The organism is Pseudoalteromonas sp. P1-26 (assembly GCF_001401795.1).
Lineage (GTDB): Bacteria > Pseudomonadota > Gammaproteobacteria > Enterobacterales > Alteromonadaceae > Pseudoalteromonas.
This window is the reverse complement of the sequence record NZ_LKDX01000012.1, coordinates 13,490-37,826: the sequence shown is the minus strand read 5'-3', so window position 1 is coordinate 37,826 and position 24,337 is coordinate 13,490. Positions and strand designations below refer to the sequence as shown.

Below are 24,337 nucleotides of genomic sequence, written 5' to 3'. Positions count from 1 at the left end.
GCCTTAATTTATCACCGTCATGATAGCAACAATAAGCCAACAACAAGCCACCACAGAACTCGTTTCTAATTACTTAGATACAATACAAAAACAAGGTTTTAGTGGTGATACCGATGCAAGCTTTTCTACACGTTTAAGTTTATCGACCGATAACAGCGTTTACCAACAGGTACCTCAAGGTGTCATCTTTCCAAAGTCAGCAAAAGACATACAACTTGCTATGCAAATTGCTTCTCGTGATCCGTTTTTATCACTGACTTTTGGTCCACGCGGAGGCGGTACAGGTACTAATGGACAATCGCTAAGCCCGGGTATAGTTGTTGATTTATCTCGCTACATGCGTGAAATCTTAGAAATCAATATCGAAGAAAACTGGGTGCGCGTGCAAACGGGTGTAATAAAAGACCAATTAAACGACTTTTTGCGTCCTTACGGTTTTTTCTTTGCGCCCGATTTATCAACAAGTAACCGTGCAACAATCGGTGGAATGATAAATACAGATGCATCAGGTCAAGGCTCTTTGGTTTATGGCAAAACAAGTGATCACGTTTTAGGCCTAACAACTTATCTTGTTGATGGCACTGAAATGTCAACAACCCCTATGCCTGTTGAAAAAGCAAAAGTAATTGCTGAACAAAACACGACTGTAGGTAAGTTATATAAAACAGTTCTTGATATTGGCCTTGAGAATCGAGACGCTATTTTAGAAAAATTCCCACGTTTAAACCGTTTTCTAACCGGCTACGATTTAGAACATATTCTTTCTGATGATTTACAAACCTTTGATATGAGCCGATTAATTACTGGTTCTGAAGGTTCATTAGGTATTGTAACTGAAGCAAAACTAAATATTACGCCCATTGCTGAATTTAAAACATTAATAAATATTAAATACGATAGCTTTGATTCTGCACTTCGTCATTCACCATTTCTAGTTGCAGCAAATGCAACTTCTGTAGAAACAGTCGATAGCAAAGTACTTAACCTTGCTCGAGAAGATATCATTTGGCATTCAGTATCGGACTTAATAACCGATGTTGAGAATAAAGATATGCAAGGGCTCAACATGGTTGAGTTTAATGCGGTTTCACCTGAAGACATTAAAGATAAAGTAGACACTCTTTGTAAGCTACTCGATGAATGTGTTGAAAAACAAACTAATGGGGTGATCGGTTATCAGTTAACAAATGACAAAGCTGATATTTTAAAAATTTATGCAATGCGAAAAAAGTCAGTAGGCCTTTTAGGTAATGTAAAAGGCAGTCAAAAACCCTTAGCTTTTGCTGAAGATACTGCAGTGCCACCAGAAAACTTAGCAGATTTTATAGTCGAGTTTCGTGAACTTCTCGATAACCACAACCTTCAATATGGTATGTTTGGCCATGTTGATGCTGGTGTTTTACACGTACGACCTGCACTAGATATGTGTGACCCTGAACAAGAAAAATTGCTTCGCCATATTTCAGATGAAGTCGTTAAACTGACTGCAAAATATGGCGGATTGATGTGGGGAGAGCATGGCAAAGGTTATCGAAGTGAATATGGCCCTGAGTTTTTCGGCGAGCATTTATTTACACAACTTCGAAAAATCAAAGCAGCATTTGATCCAAATAACAGAGTAAACCCAGGTAAAATCTGTACGCCAATTGAAAGTAAAGACTCACTCGTTTCTGTTGATGATCAAAAGCGTGCCTGGTTCGACAAACAAATTTCTATCGATGTTAAAACAGAATTTAATAACTCGATGACCTGTAATGGTAATGGTCTGTGTTTTAACTACGATGAAAAATCACCAATGTGCCCATCTTATAAAGTAACAGGTGACCGCCGATATTCACCAAAAGGTCGCGCAAGTTTAATGCGCGAATGGTTGCGACTTCAAGAGTCTGAAAATATTGATTTACTTAATGTCGAAAAAGAATTAGTTAATGGTGAAGTAATCACTTGGTGGGAGCGCTATCAACATAGTCGCGATAAGAAAAAAGGTGTTTATGACTTCTCTCACGAAGTGAAAGAATCAATGGATGAATGTTTAGCTTGTAAAGCATGTACTACTGCATGTCCAATTAAAGTTGATGTACCAACATTCCGTTCACGCTTTTTAAATTTCTACCACAGTTATTATGCTCGTCCCGCTAAAGATTACTTAGTTGCAGGCATCGAACAAACTGCGCCGGTGATGGCAAAGTTTGCTAAAGTGGTAAATCCAATTGTAAATACAAAGCTTGTTTCAGGTTTAATTAAAAATACCATTGGTTATGTGGATACGCCAAGCTTAAGCGTACCCCAACTTTCTAAACGTATTTCTAAAGATCAGCAATTTAATTTTGAATTACTTAATTCGCTTTCAAAAGAACAACAAGCCGAGTATGTACTAATAGTTCAAGATCCATTCACTAGTTTTTACGAAGCTGAATTAGTAGAAAGCTTTATTAAAGTGATTAAAGCGCTAGGCAAAAAACCAATGCTATTACCGTTCAAACCAAATGGTAAAGCTCAGCATGTAAAAGGTTTTTTAAATGAATTTAAAACAACAGCAAAAAATGCAGCTGAGTTTTTAAATTCACTGAGTGAAATTAACGCTCCTTTAGTTGGGCTCGATGCATCTTTGGTTATGTGTTACAGAGATGAGTATGTATCAATATTAAAAGATGAGCGTGGTGACTTTAAAGTTGAATTAGCTCATGAATGGCTTCAAACGCAAAACTTTAAACAAGTTACTCTTACCACTAAAACGAGTTCGCCATTTAAATTGTTAAGTCATTGTACTGAAACAACAGCCATGCCGAATGCTTCTAAAGTTTGGCAAACCATTTTTGCTGATCTAAATTTACAGCTTGAAACTACCAGTACGGGTTGTTGTGGTATGGCAGGAACGTACGGCCACGAAAAGCAAAACCAAGAAAATTCACGGGCTCTTTATGAAATGAGTTGGCAACCAATTATTTCTGATAATGAACCTGAAACTGTTTTAGCAACTGGCTTTTCTTGTCGTAGCCAAGTGAAACGCTATGAAAAATTTAAACCAAAGCACCCACTGCAATTAATTGCAGAGTTACTTTAATTTTTTTGAAAATTATAAAGGCGCTTAACGCGCCTTTATTTTTGGTAACTTTTTGCGATGGGTTTGGTACTCATGCCATGAATGAAAACACTAAATAAAATGGTTGTTAATGTTACCGTGGCAATTTGTTCTTTGTTTGCAATTGCTGTATCCATCACCATTAAAGTGAAAACAATAGACGCCAAACCTCTTGGACCAAACCAGGCAAATGTAAATTTGTCTTTGAAATTTAGATTAGTAAACATAAGTGAAAGTAGTACTGGCACAATTCTAAAAATCGTCACACTTAATAACGCATAAAAAACAATTGGCCAAGTGATATCATTCACAATCAAGTGACCACATACAAAACCAAATAAACACCAAATTAGTAGCGCAACAAATTCGGCGATATGCTCAGAGTCTTTAACTAATGTTGAACGTATTTTTTTAGGTGCTAAATAATCAAATAAAAGTCCCGCAACAAAAACAGCAATAAAACCACTGCCATGAAAATTTTGTGTTAAAGAGAAAATAGCCATGACTAATCCAATCAATAAAAATGGACTGCTATTATTTGCAAAGTAATGACGTGCTAATGCTATTTTTAAAAGTGGAATAAACACGGCCATCGACACGCCTGCAATAACAAGTGCAACACCTAACTCTCTTGCAAAAACAAGTAAAGTATCAATTGTCGTTACAGCACTTTCTGGATTTTGAGCTAATAAAAGTAAAATTAAAAAGATGGGTACGCAAAGGCCATCGTTCAACCCGCTTTCCGTATTTATTCCTTCGCGAACTTTCTCTGGAACCGATGTGCATTCTAAAATTCCTTTGCTAAGCGCAGCATCCGTTGGTGTTAAAATAATCGCGATCAAGGCAGATTGAAAAAGTGATAACTCAGAAAAGAAAAACAACCCACCAGCTACACCTAACACTAATGTCATCGGCAAAGCTACAAAAAGTAACAGGCTAGGGTACTGATAACTATGTTTTAATACGGGAAGTTTTGATTTGGCGGCATCGGTAAATAAAAAAATACTTAAGGTTAATTCAACCAAAGGTAAAATGTCACTGAGTCCGGCTTCGCCTAACTTAAACTCACTCGGCAAAAAGTAAGACATTGCAATTCCGACCAACACAAAAAACATTGGCCCGGTAATTTCTGTTCGCTCTAATTGCCGAATCGTCAGTGAGTAAAATAATAAAGCTAAACCGACTAACGCCAGTATTGTATATTCCATTAAACTTTCCTTTTTATTCCAGACTTTGCACGTTCTTTGATATTTGTTTGAATATAAATTTGATCTGTCGTAGCAATTTTTGCATGACCTAAATCTTCAGATAAATGTTTTAGCGGTCTTGTTTGAGCATCGTGTGTTGCACCAGTATGCCTTAACCAGTGAGCAGTAGCTGCTTCAAGTTGTTCTGCATCATCTTTAAAGCCGTCTTGTAAAAGAGATTGTTTTGCTAAGTCAAAACTTTGTTGTACCAAACGACGAATTTGACGAACAGTCATTCCCCCTTTGCCACGAATTTTGTGAACTAGCGGCTCAGCTTCATCAACACGGGGCAGGGCAGGTAAACCTCGGTAAAGCCTATAACGTTTTAGATAAGATATAAAATCTTCACTTAAGGTAACATCACGTAATTTGTTACCTTTACCCATAATTCTTAAAAACCAAAAACCATCATTATCTTGCCAAAAATGTGACATAACCGGCGACCACTGAGGGCGCTCGGATAACTCAGAAATTCGTAGATACAATCCTTTTAAGCAAGCGAGAGTGAATAAATTTCTTTCTAAATCAGGTTGTTGCTCACATAAATCTCGAGTAACGCCAAATACATACTCCCATTGAATATCACTGAGTGTATCGGGGATTTTAATTTGCGATTGCACAACTAAGTAAGGGCTATTCTTTTTAACAACCGGTACAAAGTTAGCAAAGGTTTTTTCTTCTAAAATTGCAAACTTATAAAAAACATTGAGCGCCGTAAACATAGCGGCGAGTGTTTGTTGGCTAGCTATATTTTCTTTATTGATGAAAGGGCGCCAATTTGTATTAAGCCGTCTTATGCCTTGTTCATCTTTATAACGCCATTGCACTGAACTTGATAACCAGGCCGAATCTGGTTCTACCATAAAATCAACATAGGCTTCAATATCTTCACGTTTTAGATCAAAAACTGATTTTTCAGCAACTAACCATGACCATAAACAGAACCGCTCAAGCTCATTTCGAAATCGATTAAATGTAGATTCTGATTTTCGGCCATACACATATAAAAACTGATAAAGAAAACCTAAGTCATTTTTTGATTCAGCAACAGTCAATCCAACATGATGTATAAAGTTATCAAGTTCTGGATATTCTGTTGCAAGAGTATCATCTTCAAGATGGGCAATTTGGTAACGCAGTTGTTTAAGTGTATCAACGAGAGCAACGAGCATAATGATGTAATATCTTGTAAAATAACTAGTTATAAGGTTACCATAAAGTCCGATACTGTCTAGTATTGGACTTAATATATCTTTAGTATTTGCAACATTAACTAGATTGCCATACTAATATTCAAGGAATATGTATGAAAAAGTTTATCGCTATTAGTTTAGTTTTAATCACTACAATTTTAACCGGTTGTGCTACAACAGGAAGTGCATCTCCCGATGAAAAACGTGCTTTAGTACAAAGCATGAAAAACAATACATTAAGTGAGCTTTACGCTCAAAAACCTGATGTTAAACAACAAATTGCTAACTCTGCTGGTTATGCGGTTTTTGATAATGCCAATGTAAATGTTGTTTTAGCCAGTTTTGGCGGTGGTTATGGTGTTGTTAAAAATAACCTAACCGGTAAATCAACTTACATGAATATGGGAGAAGCGGGTTTAGGTCTAGGTTTAGGTGTTAAAGACTTTAATGTTGTGATGGTTTTTCATAACCAAGCAGCAGTAAATCGCTTTATTGAACATGGTTGGGCATTCGGTGGAAATGCAGATGCTGCAGCAAAATATGAAGATAAAGGTGGCGCTTTAGTTGCCGAAGCAATTGCAGACCAAGTAACTGTTTACTCTTTAACCGAAAATGGCCTTGCGTTACAAGCGGTACTGAAAGGCACTAAGTTTTGGGTAGATTCTGAGCTAAATTAAGCTATTTAAAACCCTTCTAAAAGTGGGCTAGTTAGCAACCTAACTCCCACTTTTAATTATTTTAACTAATTTAACATAACGTAATTTATGGGTAGTTGTTATATTTTAATCTTTAAGTATAGACTATTAAATTAGCTAGTTTTCTAATCTACACCTCTAATAATTTAATACTTAAAACTTCTGTTCATTTCAAACTTTTGATTTATCTTCGCTATCAGAAATTTCGTATTTCATTCATAAACCACTAATTTTACTTAATATTATTTCTTCACCTTATTATAGTAAGACTTTCGGGTTGGGCCATAAGGCTTAGGCCTCAATACCGCTCACGATTCACATTAGTCTAAACAATAATAACAAGGATTCATCATGAGGAAGTTTTTTCTAATCATCATAATTGGCTACTTCGCATGGGATTATTATGCAGTAAATTATGGGGGTATCTCACCAACACAAACGCTTCAAACAAAAATTATTGATCCCATAAAATCAAATTATAGCCATAATCGAGATATCACAATATCTGATTATGAAAAGCCAGAGTATGAATGTGATGACCGTCAATATTGCAGCCAAATGAACTCTCTAGAAGAAGCGTTATTTTTTACTAAAAATTGCCCTAACACAAAATTAGATCAAAGCCCTGGAGAAGCCCCCTGCCAGAGTGATTTCATATTACGTGATTAGATTGTATAAATCCTTATGTGAAATAGTAGTTTTTTATATACACTAATTTGTTGATTTAACACATGAATCAGCCTAATAAATAAGATGGAAGATAGGTAAGTTTTGACTATACTAAATTAGTAGTAGCTATATGTAGCTTGTTTCTTTTTAGTAAGGAGTTCTCTTGCCGATTCCAGGATATAGTTTAGTTGATTGTATCGACAATAGTGGTTACTTCTTACTGCATAGTGCTAAGTCACTAAAAAACGGTGACTTAGTTCTTATAAAATCACTAAAAGAAGTAAGTAGAGACAAAGATACAATAAACAAGCTCTTACTTGAGCATGCATTTTCAGATAAATTAGACCATCCTAATATTTTAAAACCTATTAATTTCATTAACGAAGATGACTGTACAGCCATCATTTATGAATATTTTCCTGCCAAGCTTCTTTCTAAACTTTTACAAAAAGCCCCTATTTCAGTAAATGAGTTTCTGCCATTAGCTGTTAAGCTGGCAGAAACAGTCAAATATTTGCACTCTAAAAAATTAATTCATAAAGATATTAACCCCCATCACATTTTGATTAGTGATGATTTATGTAGCTTTAAATTATTTGGTTTACATATTGCGACCTCACTTTCGAAGTCTTCACAAAACTTAACTAGCCCAGCAGTTTTAGAGGGTACCCTCGCTTATTTATCACCAGAACAAACCGGGCGTATTAATCGAAAAATAGATTGCCGCAGTGATCTTTATTCTTTAGGCGCCAGTTTTTATGAAATGCTAACTAGTAAACCTCCTTTTAGTGAACAGGATCAACTAGCACTTGTGCACTGTCATATTGCTAAAAAAGTTGTGCCAGTTAATAAAATTAATACAAACATTCCCGATGTTATTGCTGATGTTATTAGTAACCTACTTCAAAAAAATGCAGAAGATCGTTATCAATCAGCTTGGGGGTTAGCTAAAGATTTGCAACTAATTTCAGCTCAGTTTGAGAATGATCCATCTCTCACTAACTTTGAATTACCAAATGTAAACTTCTCAGCATCAGAGCAATTTAATATTCCGCAGAAGTTATATGGTCGTGACAAAGAAATAGATGATTTATTGCAGTCTTTCGAGCGAGTCGCCCAAGGTAGTTGTGAAATCTTTTTAGTATCTGGTTATTCTGGTGTCGGAAAGTCTGCTCTGGTGAAAGAAGTCTATAAACCAATGACTGGAGAATATGGATATTTTAGTTCTGGTAAGTACGATCAGTATCAGAGAAATATCCCTTATTCTGCCATCACTGATGCCTTAAATAAATTTTGTCGTTACATTTTAACAGAACCTAATGATGAATTAATTCTTTGGCGCGATATTTTTAACAACCACCTCACCGATAAAGCAGTATATTTGTGTAATATAATTTCTGACTTAAACCTAATTCTGAAAATTAAAGATGTAGATATACCGAAAAAAAACATAGATAAAAGTCTATTACACAGTTTATTTTTAAGCCTTATGACTGCAATTTGCAGTAGAAACCGCCCTTTAATTTTATTTTTAGATGATATGCAATGGGCTGACTTAGCATCTTTAGAGTTATTAGCATCTTTATTTGATAATGTACAATTACATCATTTATTAATAATACAAGCATTTCGAGATAATGAGGTTGACACCCAACACCCATTCACTAAATTTATCACCGAAATTAAAGATAAAAACGTACCTGTAAACCAGGCTTTTTTGAATAACTTACCACAAGATGTAATAAATACTCTAATCAGTGACACAATAAACACCCCTGAAATAGAATGTATTCCTTTAAGTGAACTAATATTTAAGAAGACATTAGGAAACCCCTTTTTTGTTTTACAATTTACGACAGAGTTATATGAAAAAGGTCTTCTATATCACAACCTAGAAAAAGATTGTTGGTGCTGGGATAAAGAAACTATTTTGGCAGAAAACATCACCGATAATGTTGTTGATTTTATGGCAGAAAAAATTAATGAGCTACCAAATCAAGCCTGTGATTTACTTAAGTATGCTGCAAGTGTTAGTAATACATTCGACACTAATATGTTAGTAGCGCTTTCTGATAATCAATACACAGCCAAGCAGATAATTAATAATTTGATCCCTGCTATCGATAGAGAACTTATTTTAACTCCGCAATCGATTTCACATGTCATTCCTTCACAAGTGGCCGTTGATGAAAATGTGCAATTAAAATTTTTACATGACCGTGTGCAGCAAGCCGCATACTCACTTATCCCTGAAAATGAGCGTCAGCAAGTTCATATTAATATTGCCAGACTGCTTTATCAGTATGCACTTAACAATAACATTCTAGATAAAAGTTTATTTGATCTAGCAAACCAATTTAATAAAGCAATAGAGCTTATATGTAACCCTCTTGAAATAAAGCAAGTTATTGAAGTCAACTATTTAGCTGCAAGAAAAGCGTTTGACTCGGCGGCATATAGCTCCGCTTATAATTATCTTATCTTTGCTAAGAGATTATTAAAAATAGAACATTTTAAAGTTAACTATAGTGTAACGTTTGAGACCTTACTGTTGTTATGTAAAGTAAATTGTATTTTAAATAAATATAATGAATCCGATGAATTTTATACTCTATTACTAAAATATAAACATACAGCTTTAGATCATGCGCGGGTACTGCTGGTGAAAATGGATGATTTCCACCAACAAGGTCTCTATCAAGAAGCGCTAGATACACAATATCTAGCGTTAAAAGTATTAAATCTAACGCCGCCTTCTGAGTTAGAGAACTTAGATGCTCAAATTGTTAACGAGATTACGCTCATAGATACATACCTTGCACAGCATTCTATTGATAGTCTCTATGATTCTAATAACTTAGAAGATGAACAGATTTTATTATTACTCGATATTCTGACCAGCCTTTGGATCACAGCATATTTATTATCTGATGAGGATGTTGTGCAATGGGCATCAGTAAAAATGTGTAGCCTTTGCCTTGAACATGGTAGGTGCGAACAATCTTCCTTTGCTTATATTCTTTATGGTTTTGTTTGTGTTAATCGGCTGAATGAATTCAAAAAAGCGGATGAATTTGGCAAAGTTGCACTAAAAATTGCTGATAACTATCCAAACCTAGCGTTACGCGGCAAAGTGTACTTTATGTATGGCTTAACAATTTGCCATTGGAGTAATCATCTTTCCTTCTCTACTAAAAGCTTTCGGCAAAGCTATCAATTCAGTTGTCAAGCTGGAGATTGGACATACGCAAGCTACGCAGCAGTTAATATTATTTCAAACTTAATAATAGAAGGCCTGCCCTGTGATGACGTTTTAACGGAAGCCAATAAGTACTTAAGTTTTTTAAAAGAAAAAAATGAAGAATCAACTAAAAGCTTTTTCATACCTGGTGCATATGTCCCATTACTGCACTTAATGGGTAAATGTGATAGCCATAATAGCTTTGACTGTGATGTTTTTGATGAACAGGAACACCAACTTTATGCCAAAGACTCACCGATTATTCAAGCTTGGTATTATTATGCAAAAATCAGAGCGCTCTATTTAATTGGCCTATATGACGAAGCTCTAGCAATTATTGACCATATTCATATCATCCCAATGGGTGTGCCAGGACAAATAAAAACACCTGAAGCTTATTTTTATTCGTGTTTAGTTCTGCTCGCTAAACCAGAAACTTATTTAGATTCGAGTAAATATCAGGGCATGTTTAAGCACATGTTTGAACGCTTGAAAACGTGGAGTTACTCGTGTGAAGGTAACTTTCTTCATAAGGTAAAATTGATAGAGGCTGAATTAGCAAGTTTGAATAACCTACCTTTCTATGAGGTATTTGCTCTTTACCATCAAGCAATCGAGCTTGCTAAAGCTACCGATTACAAACTGATTGAGGCATTAGCAAATGAGTTACTCGCAAATTACCTAATGAAGCAAAGTAAACTTGAATATGTCATGCACCACCAGCAAAATTCTCAGACTATATATAATCATTTATCAGTCAATGTAAAAACAGCAAACTCATCTTCAATAAACGATGGAATTTCTATGCTACCCACTAATGCATCTTTAGAAGTGTCGACTAGTTCAATTGCGCTTCATTCTATGATGCAGGCAGCTAATGTACTTTCAGAAGAAATGGTTATAGATAAATTACTGAATAAATTAATTGCCATTGTTATGGAGTTTTCTGGCGCCTCAAAAGTTGCTTTATTACTTAAGAAAAATTCAAAATGGTGGGTAGAAAATATTGGTATTTTGAATAATCAAAATTACCAATTTGAGCCTTCACCTTACGTTAAATCCACTGATATACCTGCTAGTGTTATACGATATGTGATTCGCACACAAAGTATGGCTTTAATTGGTAATGTGTCTGTCGATTCGGTTTTCACCAACGACCCTTACATTGAGAAGCATCAACCAAAATCTATTTTATGCTTACCACTTATCTACAAGAATCGAATCAACAGCATTGTCTATTTAGAGAATGAACTCACTACTGATGCCTTTGGCCAAAACCATTTAGACATGCTCAATTTATTGATTGGTCAAATGGCAATCTCAATCGAAAATTCAGTCCTGTATAGCCAAATGGAAGAAAAGGTCATTGCACGAACTAATGATTTAGAAGAATCACTAAAACAATTAAAACAAACGCAAAATCATTTAGTCGAATCAGAAAAAATGGCTTCATTAGGTCGATTAGTTGCAGGTGTTGCCCATGAACTTAATACCCCTTTAGGTGTGAGTGTCACAGCCTCTTCAAATCTACTTGAATTAATCGAACAACTCCGTATCGCTTTCGAAGCACAAACTCTGACTCGAAAAGATTTTGTCTCTAGTATTACGAATATCAATGAGGCAGGTTCTATTGTTTACCGTAACTTAAATAGAGCAGCCGAACTGGTTGCCAACTTTAAATTAGTCGCTGTTGATACCAGTAACGATGAAGAGCGTGAAATTAATCTAAAAGAATACTTAACAGATTTAGTCAGCAGTTTATCTCCTGCTCTTAAAAAGAGTCATCATACTATCCAAATTGATTGTAGCGATGACTTAGTGATCAAGGTTGACCCTGGTGTTATCGCACATATATTCACCAATCTTATTTTAAACTCTTTAATACATGCTTTTGAAGATACACAAGAAGGTCAGATAACGATTACTGCAGACCTTGAAGGCTCAAAACTTAGAGTTGATTTTCAAGATAATGGTAAAGGCATGACGAAAGAAGTACAGAGTAAGATATTTGAACCCTTCTACACGACTAAACGTGGGGCTGGCGGTAGTGGTCTTGGAATGAATATTGTTTATAACCTTATCGTTCAGAAGCTAAAAGGTACAATCAGTTGTCACTCTGAGGTTGGAAATGGCACTAAATTTACAATTTTTTCTAACCTTTAACCCGCCATCTAGCTTATTTCAGTTAAAAGGTATTAACTTTTTTAACATAAAACCTGAATTTTCCTAGTTCTTTTTCACGAATTTATCGCTAAATTATTTATAAACATTAGTGATCAAATTAACACTACCTCTTTCTGGTTCAGACTGTTTTTACTCCGCTAATTTACTTTCTGAATTTAAAGCTGTACTTGGGTGATTTTAACGTGAAACATAGAATTAATACCGATACCGAAGTTAAATTTTCTGAATCTGATATCCTCCTATCGACTACTGATTTGCAAAGCCATATTACCTATGCCAATGATGAATTTTGCAAAATAGCTGGTTTCACGCTAGACGAAATGGTAGGTAAGCCTCATAACCTTGTTCGCCACTCTGATATGCCGAAACTGGCTTTTGCAGATTTATGGCAACATCTCAAAAATGGTCAATCTTGGATGGGGCCTGTTAAAAATCGCTGTAAAAATGGTGATTATTATTGGGTGAATGCCTTTGTAACACCGATTAAAGATAAAAGTGGTCGTACTTTTGAGTTCCAATCAGTTAGAACTAAACAAAGTGATGAGGTCGTACAAAGAGCGACCGCTGAGTATGCAAAAATAAACAATAATCAAAAATCTCATGCTACAGCAGCTAAGTTCGATGCCACTCTGTACATAAGTGCCCTATTATTCATAAGTTTTTTAGGTTCGCTGGCTTCCGCTTTTAGTTCTGGGTTTGATATTTTTAATTGTCTACCAGTCCTATTTTTAGCATCAGCTAATGGGCTTATGTATTTTTGGCGTCAAAAATATTTAGCGCTTATAAGCAAAGCAAAACAAGTTTTTGATAACCCTTTAATGGCTTATCTGTATTCAGGTACTAATGACCAATCTGGCTTTTTACATCTTGCCCTTGAGATGCAACAAGCTAAATTAAAAGCCGTTGTTGGCCGTGTTAATGATGTGACTATGGGCGTTAATCACAACGCGCAACAATGTGCTGAGTCTGGTCATAACGTGACTGAACTTTTAAATAAACAAACAGATGAAGTCTCACAAATTGTTGTTGCCACAGAGCAAATGACGGCCTCAATCAATGAGCTTTCATCTAGCACAATGCAATCTAATCAAGCTGCTGAAGAGTCAAACCAAGCAACCGAAGAAGGCTCACTTGCGGTCAAGCAAACGATAACTTCAATCAGTGAGCTTGATGAAAAACTCAAAGCAGCGAGTAGCCAAGTAGAAAACTTAATTGAAGGCAATCAACACATTGTGGCAATTTTATCTGAGATAAATGCGATTGCTGATCAAACTAATTTACTTGCTTTAAATGCGGCCATCGAAGCTGCCCGTGCGGGTGATCATGGCCGTGGCTTTGCCGTTGTTGCTGGTGAAGTACGTGCATTAGCCTCACGAACTCAGCAATCTACAGAAGAAATAAACAATGTATTAAATCAGCTCACTCACGCTTCGAAACAAGCACAACTTGCCATGAAAGATGGACTTAATTTGTCGGCTAAAAGTGTTGAGCTTGCACATCAAAGTGGTGATAGTTTAGACCATATTAAAGCTCAGTCTATCAAACTAAGTGAACTCAATAGCATCATAGCGCATGCAATGAACGAACAACTAACAGCAAGCCAAGTTATTGCTACCAACTTAACGTCAGCACAAGACTTTGCTCATGAGTGTACAGAGCTTGGCCATACTTCGCAGCAACTTTGCGAAGCGCTCCTCAGTAAAGTGACAGAGCAAACTTCCTTGATTAATCAGTTTAAGTAGCGAAAGCAATACTATTTAATAAGGTTTATTTTCGGTGTGTGCTTATTAGTACACACCTCATCGAATGCTTCTGCTAGCTGTTCTGTTTCTTTGAATACCTGCTGCCAATATTTAATGCGTGTATCAGCATCAAGTTCTGTAAAGTCTTTACGATCTGGGATTTTGCCATAAGGTAATGAAGCAACAAAGTCAGCTGATGGAGTGATCATCACTACGTTATCATAGTTACTCGGGGTAATTCCACGCTTTAGGCTCTTATCAAACCAACCTGCTTTAGGGCTGTTATTAAAATGCGGATATAAAATAAGCCCGTCATTATGAATACTTAAGTCAAAGTGATAATCGATAATACCGCCATCGCGATACATACCAGGCGGTGTTCCTGTTATATTTTTAATACCCTGCATGACTAATGGAATAGAACCTGAAGCAAGTAACGCATCCGCTAAATTATCTTCGCTTAGCTCAATAGTATGGGTATTAAAGGTATTATTATCGGAAAAAGATAACTGACTATCCGCAGGCTGAAATACATAACGTTCATATTGCTTACTTAACAAGCGTCTATTCATTCGATTGACTAAGTAGCTTTTAGATAACCCCATTAGCTGCATCACTTTATTTTCTGATGCTGTAAAGCCATTCGATTTTGCAACTATAAAGTGGGCTTTAAAAATAGGGTTGTTAATGATTTCGTGAATACCATTTTCAGCAAAAACTGTGCTTAATAACTCTCGCGCTTTTGTTGTTATTTCTTCTGGTTTTGCTTTATTCGATGAATAGCGTGTTTCAGAGTAAGACTTTGCTAATCGAGATATCGCAGCAACAGGGTCATTTTGTGCAAAACAGGCAGATCTAAATGCCCCAGCACTTGACCCTAATAAGTTTAAAGGTGTGGTACGGTCTTTAAAAAATTCACCAAATAGATATTTATCCAAACCAAATAATGTAAACCACTTGGGCCCGCCGCTTGCTCCTAAAAAGGTATTAAACAAATCGGCAGACAGGCCTTGCTCTTGAATTACTTTTGCAGCACTAGGCCCTGCGTAAATATCTATCATGGTCACTTTTCTCGTTATTGTTTTTGATTATTTGCGCCAAATTCCTTGTTCTGTTTGACCTTGAACCTGCACTTTTTCAGAATCAAAACTTGGTTCTTGCCCAGCTTCACGTTGACTATGGTAGTCTTTTGTCACAGATAAGATGGTTGGCGTTAAGCGTATAATAGCGATAACGTTCACCACTGTCATTAAACCTAAAGCAATGTCTGCAAGATCCCACACTTGTTTAATGGTGGCCGATGCACCCCAAATCATCATTGATAAATATAAACAGGTGTAAATTCCACGGCCGAGTTTATTATCTAGTTTAAATAAATGTAGGTTACTTTCTGCGTAGGCATAGTTTGCAACCACAGAAGTAAACGCGAATAAACAAATTGCTGCCGCTACAAAGTAAATGCCACCAGCAGCCATATGCGCTGTCATCGCAGATTGAGTTAAGCGGATCCCTTCCATTTCGCCGCTAATATCAATATCAGCCAATAAAATAATCACCGCCGTACAACTACACAGCACAATGGTATCGAAAAACACCCCTAGCATTTGAATATAGCCTTGAGTGACTGGGTGATTTGGTACGGGTGATGCACAGCCAGATGCATGTGGCACACTCCCCGCTCCGGCTTCATTCGAATATAGCCCTCGCTGAATACCATTTTTAATTGCGGCGCCCATTGCCCCTGCGCCTGCTTCTTGTAAGCCAAAGGCAGAAAGTAAAATATCTTCAATCATCGCAGGCACTTTACCGATATTCAATAAAGTAATAATAATGGCGGCGAGTACAAATAAAATGCCCATAACTGGCACAATGCGTTCAGCAAAGCGGGCAATAGCTTTAAAGCCACCTAAAATAATAGAGCCTGCCAGTATCGTGATCACAATACCTGAATACAATGTTGGAATTTCAAATGCGTAATTGAGGGCATCGGTAATGGTATTCGTTTGCATGGCACTAAACGTAAAGCCATAACCAAGGAACAAGCAAAAGGCAAAACATACCGCTAGCGCTCTGCTTTCCAAGCCTTGCTGAATATAATAAGCAGGCCCGCCCCTAAACTCGCCATTAGCATCCCTAACTTTATAGACTTGACCAAGTACGCTTTCGGCAAAACCTGTGGCCATGCCCAAAATGGCAATCACCCACATCCAAAATATTGCACCGCTGCCCCCTAACGAAATAGCAACGGCAACCCCTGCAAGGTTACCGGTACCTACACGGGCTGAAAGACCAGTACATAAAGCTTGAAATGAACTAATTGAGTTTTTATCGGTGCTGCTACTCGACTTTAATAAGCTAAACATATGGCGAAACTTAACCAATTGAATCGCTTTTAACCTGACCGAAAACCAGATCCCAGCAAACAGAAGAATATAGATAAGAATTTGGCCTTCTCCCCAAAGAAGACCATTGATTGTCGATACAGCACTGTTAAACATGGCAAGCCTTTATTGTTCTTGTAGATAAAAAATCACAAAAAGTGAATAGCTAACCACTTTAACTCTATTTACAAATATCTCAAGTGGGCAATGGGATTAATTGCCCGAGCCTGCTCCCAACTAATTTAGCAGTTGTTGCTGTAAAAAGGCACGACCTGCCGCTAAACCTAATTTGTGATCATAGCGCAGATCTGAATCTGTACTACCCAGTAGCTTACTGCGTAATTTACCACCTGCAAAAATTTGTGTGATACGGGCATCACTTGGCGGGTTGGCAATGAAATCGAGTTCTTCTTGATAAGCTTGTTCGTGTTGAACCAAGTAATCAATGGTTTTAGGGCAATAACCTGATACACAAACTAGTGACTTTAACTTATTTACCCATTCAGATTGTACTTGGAAGTTTTCATCAACAGTTCTAATAACCACAATATCACGAGCACCACGGTTATAAGCTTCTTTCACAGGTAAAGGTGCAGCTAAGCCACCATCTAAATACATATCATGCACTAAATCAGTATTAGAGCTTTGAATAATGGCATCGTTTGCGGCCTTTGTTGTTAACCAAGGTGTTAAGTTAACGCCGTCTTTATATAAAAAGGGTAATGCGCTTGATGCTTTTAACAAGGCCAACCATTGTGTATCTTCACCATTTGGGCTCAAATAATACGGTTTACGGTCAGCCGCGTTTGTGGTTGTGATCAACAGTTCGCGTTTACCTAGGCTTTGTGTTGCTGTTTTAAAATCAAGGGCACGGTTTACCTCTTTGGTTTTATCAAAATACCAATCAAGGTCAACAATGCTTTTACCAAACAGCCCGCGGCCAAGTTGGAAAAAACGTTTATGACGAGAAAGGCCTCTGATCAAACGTTTTGCATAGCCTTTTTGACGCGCTAAATAACTTGTTAAGTTTTGTGAGCCTGCCGATGTGCCAATGAATAAATCGAATGGATCGTAATTATGTTCTAACCACGCATCGAGTACACCTGCGGTAAAAATCCCTCGTTGCCCACCACCCTCAGCGATTAATGCTGTTTTTGTTTGTGGTTCTACTGCGGCAATTGTTTGAGATTTCACGGTGCACCTTCCTAGGGTTATGGTTAATAAATGTATTGTATTAAGTTAATTTCAATCCTTAAAACGGATTATATAAATTGATTTAATCTATAAAACCGTTTAATAAATGAGTGTCAGGGCTTAAGCAATGCGCATAAAAAACTCATTACACGCATTCACTATTTGCCAAACCGTATTAGTGCATGATGCTTGCTAATATTTCCAGCGCATGTTGTCTGTCACTCAATTCATACAGGTCATTTGTAAAAATAAACTCATCAACCTGTAGCGTTTGTTTAATCATACTCAGCTTATGCTTAACGCTCGCTTGACCGCCAACAACAGAAAGCCCTAAAAAGTTTTCTACTTGCATTTTTTCTTGTGCTGTCCACAATCCTTCCATTGTTGCTACAGGCTCTTTAAGCCAAAGTGGCTTGCCGCGCATAAGTGCTAAGATACGTTGTTTCGCTGTTGTTGCTAAAAACTGTGCTTGTTCGTCGGTGTCAGCGGCAACAACAGGTAAACCAAGCATGACGTATGGCTTATCTAATACCTCAGATGGCTGAAATTCTCTGCGATACAATGCTATGGCATCTTCAACAAAGCGTGGCGCAAAATGACCCGCAAATGCATATGGCAAACCTTTTTTTGCCGCAAGTCCAGCACTATAAAGGCTTGAGCCCAGTAACCAGATTGGTACATTTGTATCTTCACCTGGGATTGCGCGTACTGGAGAGTCACCTTTATATGGGCCAAGTAAAGCTTGCAGCTCCGTTACCTCATCATTGAAGTGCTCAGCACGTTGCTCGTCACGGCGTAAAGCACGGCTGGTAATTGGGTCACTACCTGGGGCTCGGCCTAAACCTAAATCAATGCGACCGGGGTATAAACTCTCTAGGGTGCCAAATTGCTCAGCAACCACCAGCGGTGGATGGTTAGGTAACATCACTCCACCTGCACCTACGCGGATATTCTGAGTTTTACCTGCGATATGACCTATCAGTACTGAAGTTGCGGCACACACGATACCGCGCATATTATGATGCTCTGCCATCCAAAACCGATTAAAACCCAGTTTGTCGGCTGTTTGTGCATAGGTAACAGTGTTAGCTAGTGTTTGCGAAACGGTTTCGTGCTCTTTCATTGGGCTCAATTCAAGCAATGAAAAAGGTGTGTTGCTAAGATCTGACATTCGCTCTCCAAAATTTAACTCTTTATAATTAGTTAATGAGAGCGAATGGCTATTTTTCAAATGCTAATTAGGCACGGCTTTGTTGCTGTTTTTCCACCTTTAGGCCATCGGCGTCAATACCACGCTTCCAATAAGCTGATGCAACGATGTGTTCACGGTTAATTTCAAAACTGCTTGTTACTAAACGGCGAATTGCCTTCACCAAGTTTGCTTCTAATGCCATAAACACCATAGGTTGCGTGTTATAGCCAGCACATAAGCGTGTTACTTGGTCGAGTAAATCTGTTTCTGGCTCATCTGTTACTAACCATTCAACACTATGTTGGGTGTGTGCTTTAATTTGTTCAAGCTCAATGATGTCGGCTTTATCAGCAACATGAATAATGACATCGACAGTGGCATCTTGTGGCAGGGCTTGTAAGTAGCCATTGATTGCATTTACAGAGGTTAAATCTGCCAGCATTAAATAATGTGTTTGCGTAAAATCAGTGAGTTTTTTAGGGCCTGGGCCTGCTATACCTACCTCGTCGCCTACACATGCATTTTGTGCCCAGTTGGTTGCCACACCTTGATGTTGGTTAACCACAAAATCGAGGGTAATTGCACCGCTAATGGGGTTGATATCACGAATAGTGTAAGAGCGCATTAATGCTGGGTGCTCAGCGTGTAAATCAAGTTCAACCTTAGATTCACCGGCATGCGGGAGTAATACCTTTACGTACGCACCTTTTGCATCTTGTGGGAAATCGGCAAACTCGTCTGAGCCAACAACAATTCTTTGTAGATGCGGGGAAATACGTGTAGTACTTAATACGTTTGCACGACGAACTTTTCTAGCCATCTTGGTCTCCTAGCTGGTTAAATTGCACAACGCCCCAATAGTTGATATAGTCAACTATACGCTTTTAATTGACTTTGTCAACTAATGCAAACTTGCTTAACTTAGGTGAATCATGCCACAAACCTCTCTTTCTTCAGCTTTATTTACACTGGCACAAAGTTACCGTGTCACTGTACGCGAAGCCATTAATGCCAACGAGCTTGGTCTTAACGCACTGCATGTACGCTGTTTACATATTATTGCCGAAACACAGCACTGTACTGCCAATGATATTGTTGCCAAAACTGGTCGTGATAAAGCACAAATAGCACGCTTAGTAAAAGAGCTTATAAAGCTTGAACTGGTTTCTAAATGTGCCGACGAAAACGATAAGCGCTGTTTAATTTTATCCTTTACTGATCAAGGTAACGCCCTATTCTCGCGTTTAGAAGTTGCAGAGCAAGAGGTTGATGCCAAACTTTGCCACGGTTTAACTGATCAGCAAGTACGTGATTTTATCGCTATTGCCACAACCATGATCGAAAATATCAATCACAACACCCCGTGATCTTATTGGCAAGATAACCACAAACCACTATACTGTACAAACGTACAGTATAGTGGTTTTGTTATGCGTGTTATTCCTATTTATATCGAAGCTGGCGTATGTGGTTTTGAATCACCGGCAGCACAATACAAAGAGCTAGGCTTATCATTAGATCAGCTATTGATTAAACACCCTGATGCAACATTTATTGGTATTGCCTCTGGCGAATCAATGCAAGGTGTGGGGATTTTTGATGGTGACTTATTACTGGTTGATCGCGCCGAAGACGTTAAAAATGGCGATGTCATTGTCGCGAATCTAAATGGTTTATTTGTTTGTAAGCTATTAGATAAACACAATGCCCAGTTATTATCAGCCTCACCTAAATACCCCGCAGTGCAACTACGTCAATCTGATGAATTTCAATTAGAGGGCGTGGTCACTCGCTCAATTCGCTTACATCGCAGTAGTAAAGAGCTATTAGCATGTACGCCTTAGTCGATGCGGTTGCCTTTTATGCCAGCGCCGAAAAAGTATTTGATCCGGCTATTCGTAGTAAACCGGTTGTGGTTCTTACTAACAACGATGGCTGTATTTGTGCTGTGTGCCCTATTGCACGAAAGCTGGCTATTCCAAAATTTCAGCCCTATTTTCAAGTAAAGAAAATACTCGAAGATAACCAAGTGGTGATCCGCTCATCTAACTATGAGCTGTATGCGGATTTAAGCGAGCGGATGATGAACGTGATTGGCCGCTTTTGCGATAATCAGCACATATACTCTATTGATGAATCATTTTTAAACTTTACTGGTTTCAAAAAACTTATTCATGATTGGCATCGCTATGGCCATGATATTCGCCGTACCGTATGGCGCGAAACAAAGCTACCTGTTGGGGTTGGATTTGGCCCAACAGCAACCCTAGCCAAAGCCGCCAATCATGCAGCGAAAAAACTCCCCGGCTTTGATGGCGTTGCAGTGATTGACTCAGAAACTTCACGGGTAGCCATTCTAAAAGCCATGGACGTACAAGATGTTTGGGGCGTTGGTCGGCGTTTAGCTAAAAAACTCAAAGCAATGAATATCAATACGGCCTTTGATTTAGCCGAACAAGAACCACGAAAAATAAAGCGCCTTTTTAGTATTGTATTAGAGCGCACAGTGAACGAGTTACGCGGTAAAAGCTGTTTAGCCTGGGATGAAGTGCGCCAAGACAAAAAAGAGATTTTTTCGACCCGTAGTTTTGGAGAGCGTATCACTGACGCCACCGCGCTGAAAACGGCACTGATCAATCATTGTGTGATTGTAGCAAGAAAACTACGTGCGCAAGGCTCACAGACTCAACGTTTATTAATGTTTGTGGCCAGCTCTCCTCATCAAGATGGCTATTATAAAAAGTCCTATATTTATGAGTTTAGTGTCGCCACCGCCGATAGTTGTGTGTTCGCCAATGCTATTAGTGAGGTATTTGATCATCTCTATAAACCTGGGGTACGATTTTATAAATGTGGTGTAGGTGCTCTTGAGTTATCAAGCCACATATTTCAGCAACCTGATCTATTTCAAGCGCCTATCGATAACCCTAAACTGATGAAGTGTCTTGATAACATTAACACCCGTTATGGCGTGGGTACCCTTGCCATAGCCAGCGAAACTCCTACGACCCGCTGGCATATGAAACGCGCGTACTTATCGCCTCATTACACAACCCGCTGGCATAACCTACCAAAAATACATTGCTAAAAGTCTGCCTGCTTAGCATTTAGTAAACTGCATAAATCCTTAGGGGCCAATGCAATCTCAAGGCCTCGCTTACCAGCTGAAACATACATCACGTCAAAGCTATCTGCAGATTGATGCACATAGGTATTAAGGCGCTTTTTCTGACCTAGCGGGCTCACTCCCCCTAAAATATAACCTGTGGTATTTTCGACTTTTTGTTGTGGAGCCATCTGTACTTTTTTAACCTTTGCCGCCTTTGCCAGCATTTTCAGGTTAACTTGTTGGCTAACTGGCACAATAGCAACCAAAAGCTGGTGGTCAGCATCTTCAAGTACTAAGGTTTTAAATACTTGCTCAGCTGGTAGCTTAAGCTTTTCAACCGCTTCAAGGCCAAACTGTTGTTGCGAAGGCTCATGCTGATAACTAAGCACATCAAAACTAATACCTTTCTTCTTCAGTAAGTTTATAGCCGGCGTCATTGATTTTCCTATAACTAATTAATTAGCAGTCACTTTATAAAACATACCGTGAACAAGGAATATAAGGCAATAGAAAAACCGCTACAAAACACACTAAATAGGCCTAATTCGACTACACTAAAGTAATGAATCCTGGGCTGGGTAACAAGCATGTCTAGACACACAGGGCTCTATCTAGCCAAACAGTTATTTATCATACTCACCCTATTGTATGCAGTGAATTTTGTGTGTAACGAATACCTCGCGTGGAGTGCCTACATGGATTGTCAAAGCAAGTGCTATACGCTTGGCTTAGAAAAAGGCCGAATACAAAACACTACATTTTCAGAGGATGTGACTTTATGTCGTTGTCTTGCTGATACCGACTACTACGTTGTGCTGAACTAAATCTGAAAATACCGACTAGGAATTAGGTAAATTTCACGTATTATTAAATTGATTATAAGTTAAACAAAGGAAAGTACATGTTTTTAGACTACTTTGCACTGGTCATGCTAGTGTTTGTAACGGTAGTAATATTTTATGGTGTTATTGCCATTCACGATATTCCCTACGAAATTGCAAAGAAACGTAATCACCCTCATCAAGATGCCATCCATTATGCAGGCTGGGTTAGTCTATTTACCCTACACGTACTATGGCCGTTTTTATGGGTTTGGGCGACATTATGGCGTGATGACCGCGGCTGGGGTTTTAACCAGATCCAAAAGGAACAAGAAGACTTAGCAGAAAAAGTAGCTAGCCTGACAGCCACAGTGGCAGCGCTACAAGCACAAATAAATGCTCAATCGAATAATAAAGAGAAATAAACTATGGATTTGTTATTAATACTCACTTATACCGCATTGTGCATTGGTATCTTTAAAGTTTTTAAAATCCCACTTAATAAATGGACGGTACCCACCGCGGTACTTGGTGGTGTGGTGCTGATCGGCGCTTTGATCCTGTTAATGAACTATAACCACCCACATTCAAATATGGCCAGCAGTGCCTATGTCACAACACCTATTGTGCCAAATGTACGCGGTACCGTTGAAGAAGTTGCAGTAAAACCAAATCAGCCTGTTAAAAAAGGTGACTTACTGTTTCGCCTAGACGATACCTTATATCGAGCCAAACTAAATCAAGCGATTGCCGCTTTGCAAGATGCAAAACAGTCAGTCCTCGGTTTAGAAGCGGCCTATAAATCAGCACAAGCCAGTGCCCTAATGGCTAAAGCTGAATATGATCGTAGTAAGAAAGAATACGAACGTTATGAAAAAGGCGCAAAAAGCGGTGCTTACTCAAAAGGCCAAGTTGATAATAAATTAGGTGTATACTTAGCAGCGAAGGCAAGTTACGAAGCAGCACAGGCCGAAGAGTTACGTCAAAAACTTGCATTTGAGTCTGAAATAAACGGCGAACAAACTAAAATTGCCGCAGCTCGCGCTAATTTAGAGCAAGCTCAATTTAACTTAGACAGCACAAGCGTTTATGCACCTACCGATGGCTATGTTACACAACTAACATTACGCCCTGGGATGATTGCAGTACCAATGCCACTACGCCCAGTAATGACCTTTGTGCACAAAGAAGATACCGTTTACGTCGCTGCATTTAGACAAAATTCACTATTAAGACTTGAACCAGGCTACAAAGCAGACTTTATCTTTAAAGCTATTCCTGGCAAAACCTTTGCGGGTGAAGTAATCGATGTATTACCAGCTATTGGTGAAGGGCAAGTACAAGCACAAGGTACACTGATGGGCACTGAGTTTTTTGCTCGCCAAGGCCGCGCAATTGTCACCTTAAAAATCACAGACGACATGAGTGAATATCACCTACCACAGGGGACAAGCACAGAAGTCGCTGTTTATTCAGAACACTTCGAGCACGTATCAGTAATGCGTAAAGTATTGATCAGAATGAAAAGTTGGCAAAACTACTTATTCTTAGATCATTAAAGCAGACAATTACCAATAAAAAAGGCGC

At 38.2% G+C, this 24,337-nt stretch carries 19 protein-coding genes; 11 read left to right on the top strand and 8 right to left on the bottom strand.

Annotated features, from left to right (window positions below; all coding sequences use genetic code 11):
* Window positions 1-19 precede the first annotated feature (19 nt).
* Complete coding sequence (locus AN394_RS08280; RefSeq protein WP_055021223.1) at window positions 20-3,064, top strand: FAD-binding and (Fe-S)-binding domain-containing protein; 3,045 nt, start codon at window positions 20-22, stop codon at window positions 3,062-3,064.
* A gap of 35 nt (window positions 3,065-3,099) precedes the next feature.
* On the opposite strand, the gene AN394_RS08275 is transcribed toward AN394_RS08280, so the two are convergent.
* Together AN394_RS08275 and AN394_RS08270 are read right to left on the bottom strand one after the other, a co-directional pair.
* On the bottom strand, window positions 3,100-4,290 hold the full coding sequence (locus tag AN394_RS08275; RefSeq protein ID WP_054563098.1) for a sodium:proton antiporter: 1,191 nt from the start codon (window positions 4,288-4,290) through the stop codon (window positions 3,100-3,102).
* On the bottom strand, window positions 4,290-5,501 hold the full coding sequence (locus tag AN394_RS08270) for a tyrosine-type recombinase/integrase (protein WP_054563097.1): 1,212 nt from the start codon (window positions 5,499-5,501) through the stop codon (window positions 4,290-4,292). Before AN394_RS08270 ends, AN394_RS08275 begins: the two co-directional genes overlap by 1 nt.
* 134 nt (window positions 5,502-5,635) lie before the next feature.
* Here AN394_RS08270 and AN394_RS08265 point away from each other — a divergent pair, with 134 nt between their 5' ends.
* The 4 genes from AN394_RS08265 (at window position 5,636) to AN394_RS08250 (ending at window position 14,053) form a co-directional block, all read left to right on the top strand.
* Window positions 5,636-6,199: a YSC84-related protein gene (locus AN394_RS08265; RefSeq protein WP_054553327.1), complete on the top strand. Its 564-nt coding sequence runs from the start codon at window positions 5,636-5,638 to the stop codon at window positions 6,197-6,199.
* Window positions 6,200-6,568: 369 nt separating this feature from the next.
* Window positions 6,569-6,886: a hypothetical protein gene (locus AN394_RS22510; RefSeq protein WP_055021222.1), complete on the top strand. Its 318-nt coding sequence runs from the start codon at window positions 6,569-6,571 to the stop codon at window positions 6,884-6,886.
* A 163-nt stretch (window positions 6,887-7,049) separates the two neighbouring features.
* Window positions 7,050-12,290 carry an AAA family ATPase gene (locus tag AN394_RS08255; RefSeq protein WP_055021221.1) on the top strand — a complete coding sequence of 1,747 codons (5,241 nt, stop codon included), beginning with the start codon at window positions 7,050-7,052 and terminating at the stop codon, window positions 12,288-12,290.
* A gap of 203 nt (window positions 12,291-12,493) precedes the next feature.
* Window positions 12,494-14,053, top strand: coding sequence for a methyl-accepting chemotaxis protein (locus AN394_RS08250; protein ID WP_055021256.1), 1,560 nt, complete (start codon window positions 12,494-12,496; stop codon window positions 14,051-14,053).
* An 11-nt stretch (window positions 14,054-14,064) separates the two neighbouring features.
* Here the strand turns inward: AN394_RS08250 and AN394_RS08245 are convergent, their stop codons facing one another.
* From AN394_RS08245 to AN394_RS08225, 5 genes are all read right to left on the bottom strand, one after another.
* Entirely contained in the window at window positions 14,065-15,114 is a 1,050-nt protein-coding gene (locus tag AN394_RS08245; protein ID WP_055021220.1) for a patatin-like phospholipase family protein, read from the bottom strand.
* A 27-nt stretch (window positions 15,115-15,141) separates the two neighbouring features.
* Window positions 15,142-16,551, bottom strand: coding sequence for a sodium:alanine symporter family protein (locus AN394_RS08240; protein ID WP_054563092.1), 1,410 nt, complete (start codon window positions 16,549-16,551; stop codon window positions 15,142-15,144).
* Window positions 16,552-16,671: 120 nt separating this feature from the next.
* Window positions 16,672-17,628 carry a patatin family protein gene (locus AN394_RS08235; protein ID WP_055021219.1) on the bottom strand — a complete coding sequence of 319 codons (957 nt, stop codon included), beginning with the start codon at window positions 17,626-17,628 and terminating at the stop codon, window positions 16,672-16,674.
* A gap of 175 nt (window positions 17,629-17,803) precedes the next feature.
* Window positions 17,804-18,799: an LLM class flavin-dependent oxidoreductase gene (locus AN394_RS08230; protein ID WP_055021218.1), complete on the bottom strand. Its 996-nt coding sequence runs from the start codon at window positions 18,797-18,799 to the stop codon at window positions 17,804-17,806.
* A 67-nt stretch (window positions 18,800-18,866) separates the two neighbouring features.
* Window positions 18,867-19,640 carry a siderophore-interacting protein gene (locus AN394_RS08225; protein ID WP_055021217.1) on the bottom strand — a complete coding sequence of 258 codons (774 nt, stop codon included), beginning with the start codon at window positions 19,638-19,640 and terminating at the stop codon, window positions 18,867-18,869.
* A gap of 112 nt (window positions 19,641-19,752) precedes the next feature.
* Between AN394_RS08225 and AN394_RS08220 the strand changes: the two genes are divergently transcribed.
* The 3 genes from AN394_RS08220 to AN394_RS08210 all read left to right on the top strand — a co-directional run bounded on the left by AN394_RS08220 (window position 19,753) and on the right by AN394_RS08210 (window position 21,908).
* Complete coding sequence (locus AN394_RS08220; RefSeq protein ID WP_054563088.1) at window positions 19,753-20,187, top strand: MarR family winged helix-turn-helix transcriptional regulator; 435 nt, start codon at window positions 19,753-19,755, stop codon at window positions 20,185-20,187.
* A 63-nt stretch (window positions 20,188-20,250) separates the two neighbouring features.
* Window positions 20,251-20,664 (top strand): LexA family transcriptional regulator, encoded by a 414-nt coding sequence (locus AN394_RS08215; RefSeq protein WP_054552219.1) that lies wholly within the window; start codon window positions 20,251-20,253, stop codon window positions 20,662-20,664.
* Window positions 20,652-21,908 (top strand): Y-family DNA polymerase, encoded by a 1,257-nt coding sequence (locus tag AN394_RS08210; RefSeq protein ID WP_054563087.1) that lies wholly within the window; start codon window positions 20,652-20,654, stop codon window positions 21,906-21,908. The genes AN394_RS08215 and AN394_RS08210 overlap by 13 nt, the downstream gene beginning before the upstream one ends.
* Here AN394_RS08210 and ybaK read toward each other — a convergent pair.
* Window positions 21,905-22,366: a Cys-tRNA(Pro) deacylase gene (gene ybaK / locus AN394_RS08205; protein ID WP_054563086.1), complete on the bottom strand. Its 462-nt coding sequence runs from the start codon at window positions 22,364-22,366 to the stop codon at window positions 21,905-21,907. The genes AN394_RS08210 and ybaK overlap by 4 nt on opposite strands.
* Before the next feature lie 150 nt (window positions 22,367-22,516).
* On the opposite strand from ybaK, the gene AN394_RS21900 reads away from it, so the two are divergent.
* The 3 genes from AN394_RS21900 to AN394_RS08195 all read left to right on the top strand — a co-directional run bounded on the left by AN394_RS21900 (window position 22,517) and on the right by AN394_RS08195 (window position 24,309).
* A complete protein-coding gene (locus AN394_RS21900; protein WP_152968921.1) occupies window positions 22,517-22,753 on the top strand; it encodes a hypothetical protein in 237 nt (78 codons plus the stop codon).
* A 77-nt stretch (window positions 22,754-22,830) separates the two neighbouring features.
* Window positions 22,831-23,175: a DUF3302 domain-containing protein gene (locus tag AN394_RS08200; protein WP_054552213.1), complete on the top strand. Its 345-nt coding sequence runs from the start codon at window positions 22,831-22,833 to the stop codon at window positions 23,173-23,175.
* A gap of 3 nt (window positions 23,176-23,178) precedes the next feature.
* A complete protein-coding gene (locus tag AN394_RS08195; RefSeq protein ID WP_054563085.1) occupies window positions 23,179-24,309 on the top strand; it encodes an HlyD family secretion protein in 1,131 nt (376 codons plus the stop codon).
* The last annotated feature ends 28 nt before the right edge of the window (window positions 24,310-24,337 follow it).

Coding starts and splice junctions, on each gene's coding strand:
- AN394_RS08275 (WP_054563098.1), bottom strand. CDS start 4,290: ATGGAATATACAATACTGGCGTTAGTCGGTTTAGCTTTATTATTTTAC.
- AN394_RS08195 (WP_054563085.1), top strand. CDS start 23,179: ATGGATTTGTTATTAATACTCACTTATACCGCATTGTGCATTGGTATC.
- AN394_RS08280 (WP_055021223.1), top strand. CDS start 20: ATGATAGCAACAATAAGCCAACAACAAGCCACCACAGAACTCGTTTCT.
- AN394_RS08270 (WP_054563097.1), bottom strand. CDS start 5,501: ATGCTCGTTGCTCTCGTTGATACACTTAAACAACTGCGTTACCAAATT.
- AN394_RS08230 (WP_055021218.1), bottom strand. CDS start 18,799: ATGTCAGATCTTAGCAACACACCTTTTTCATTGCTTGAATTGAGCCCA.
- AN394_RS08200 (WP_054552213.1), top strand. CDS start 22,831: ATGTTTTTAGACTACTTTGCACTGGTCATGCTAGTGTTTGTAACGGTA.
- AN394_RS08245 (WP_055021220.1), bottom strand. CDS start 15,114: ATGATAGATATTTACGCAGGGCCTAGTGCTGCAAAAGTAATTCAAGAG.
- AN394_RS08215 (WP_054552219.1), top strand. CDS start 20,251: ATGCGTGTTATTCCTATTTATATCGAAGCTGGCGTATGTGGTTTTGAA.
- AN394_RS21900 (WP_152968921.1), top strand. CDS start 22,517: ATGTCTAGACACACAGGGCTCTATCTAGCCAAACAGTTATTTATCATA.
- AN394_RS22510 (WP_055021222.1), top strand. CDS start 6,569: ATGAGGAAGTTTTTTCTAATCATCATAATTGGCTACTTCGCATGGGAT.
- AN394_RS08225 (WP_055021217.1), bottom strand. CDS start 19,640: ATGGCTAGAAAAGTTCGTCGTGCAAACGTATTAAGTACTACACGTATT.
- ybaK (WP_054563086.1), bottom strand. CDS start 22,366: ATGACGCCGGCTATAAACTTACTGAAGAAGAAAGGTATTAGTTTTGAT.
- AN394_RS08240 (WP_054563092.1), bottom strand. CDS start 16,551: ATGTTTAACAGTGCTGTATCGACAATCAATGGTCTTCTTTGGGGAGAA.
- AN394_RS08220 (WP_054563088.1), top strand. CDS start 19,753: ATGCCACAAACCTCTCTTTCTTCAGCTTTATTTACACTGGCACAAAGT.
- AN394_RS08265 (WP_054553327.1), top strand. CDS start 5,636: ATGAAAAAGTTTATCGCTATTAGTTTAGTTTTAATCACTACAATTTTA.
- AN394_RS08210 (WP_054563087.1), top strand. CDS start 20,652: ATGTACGCCTTAGTCGATGCGGTTGCCTTTTATGCCAGCGCCGAAAAA.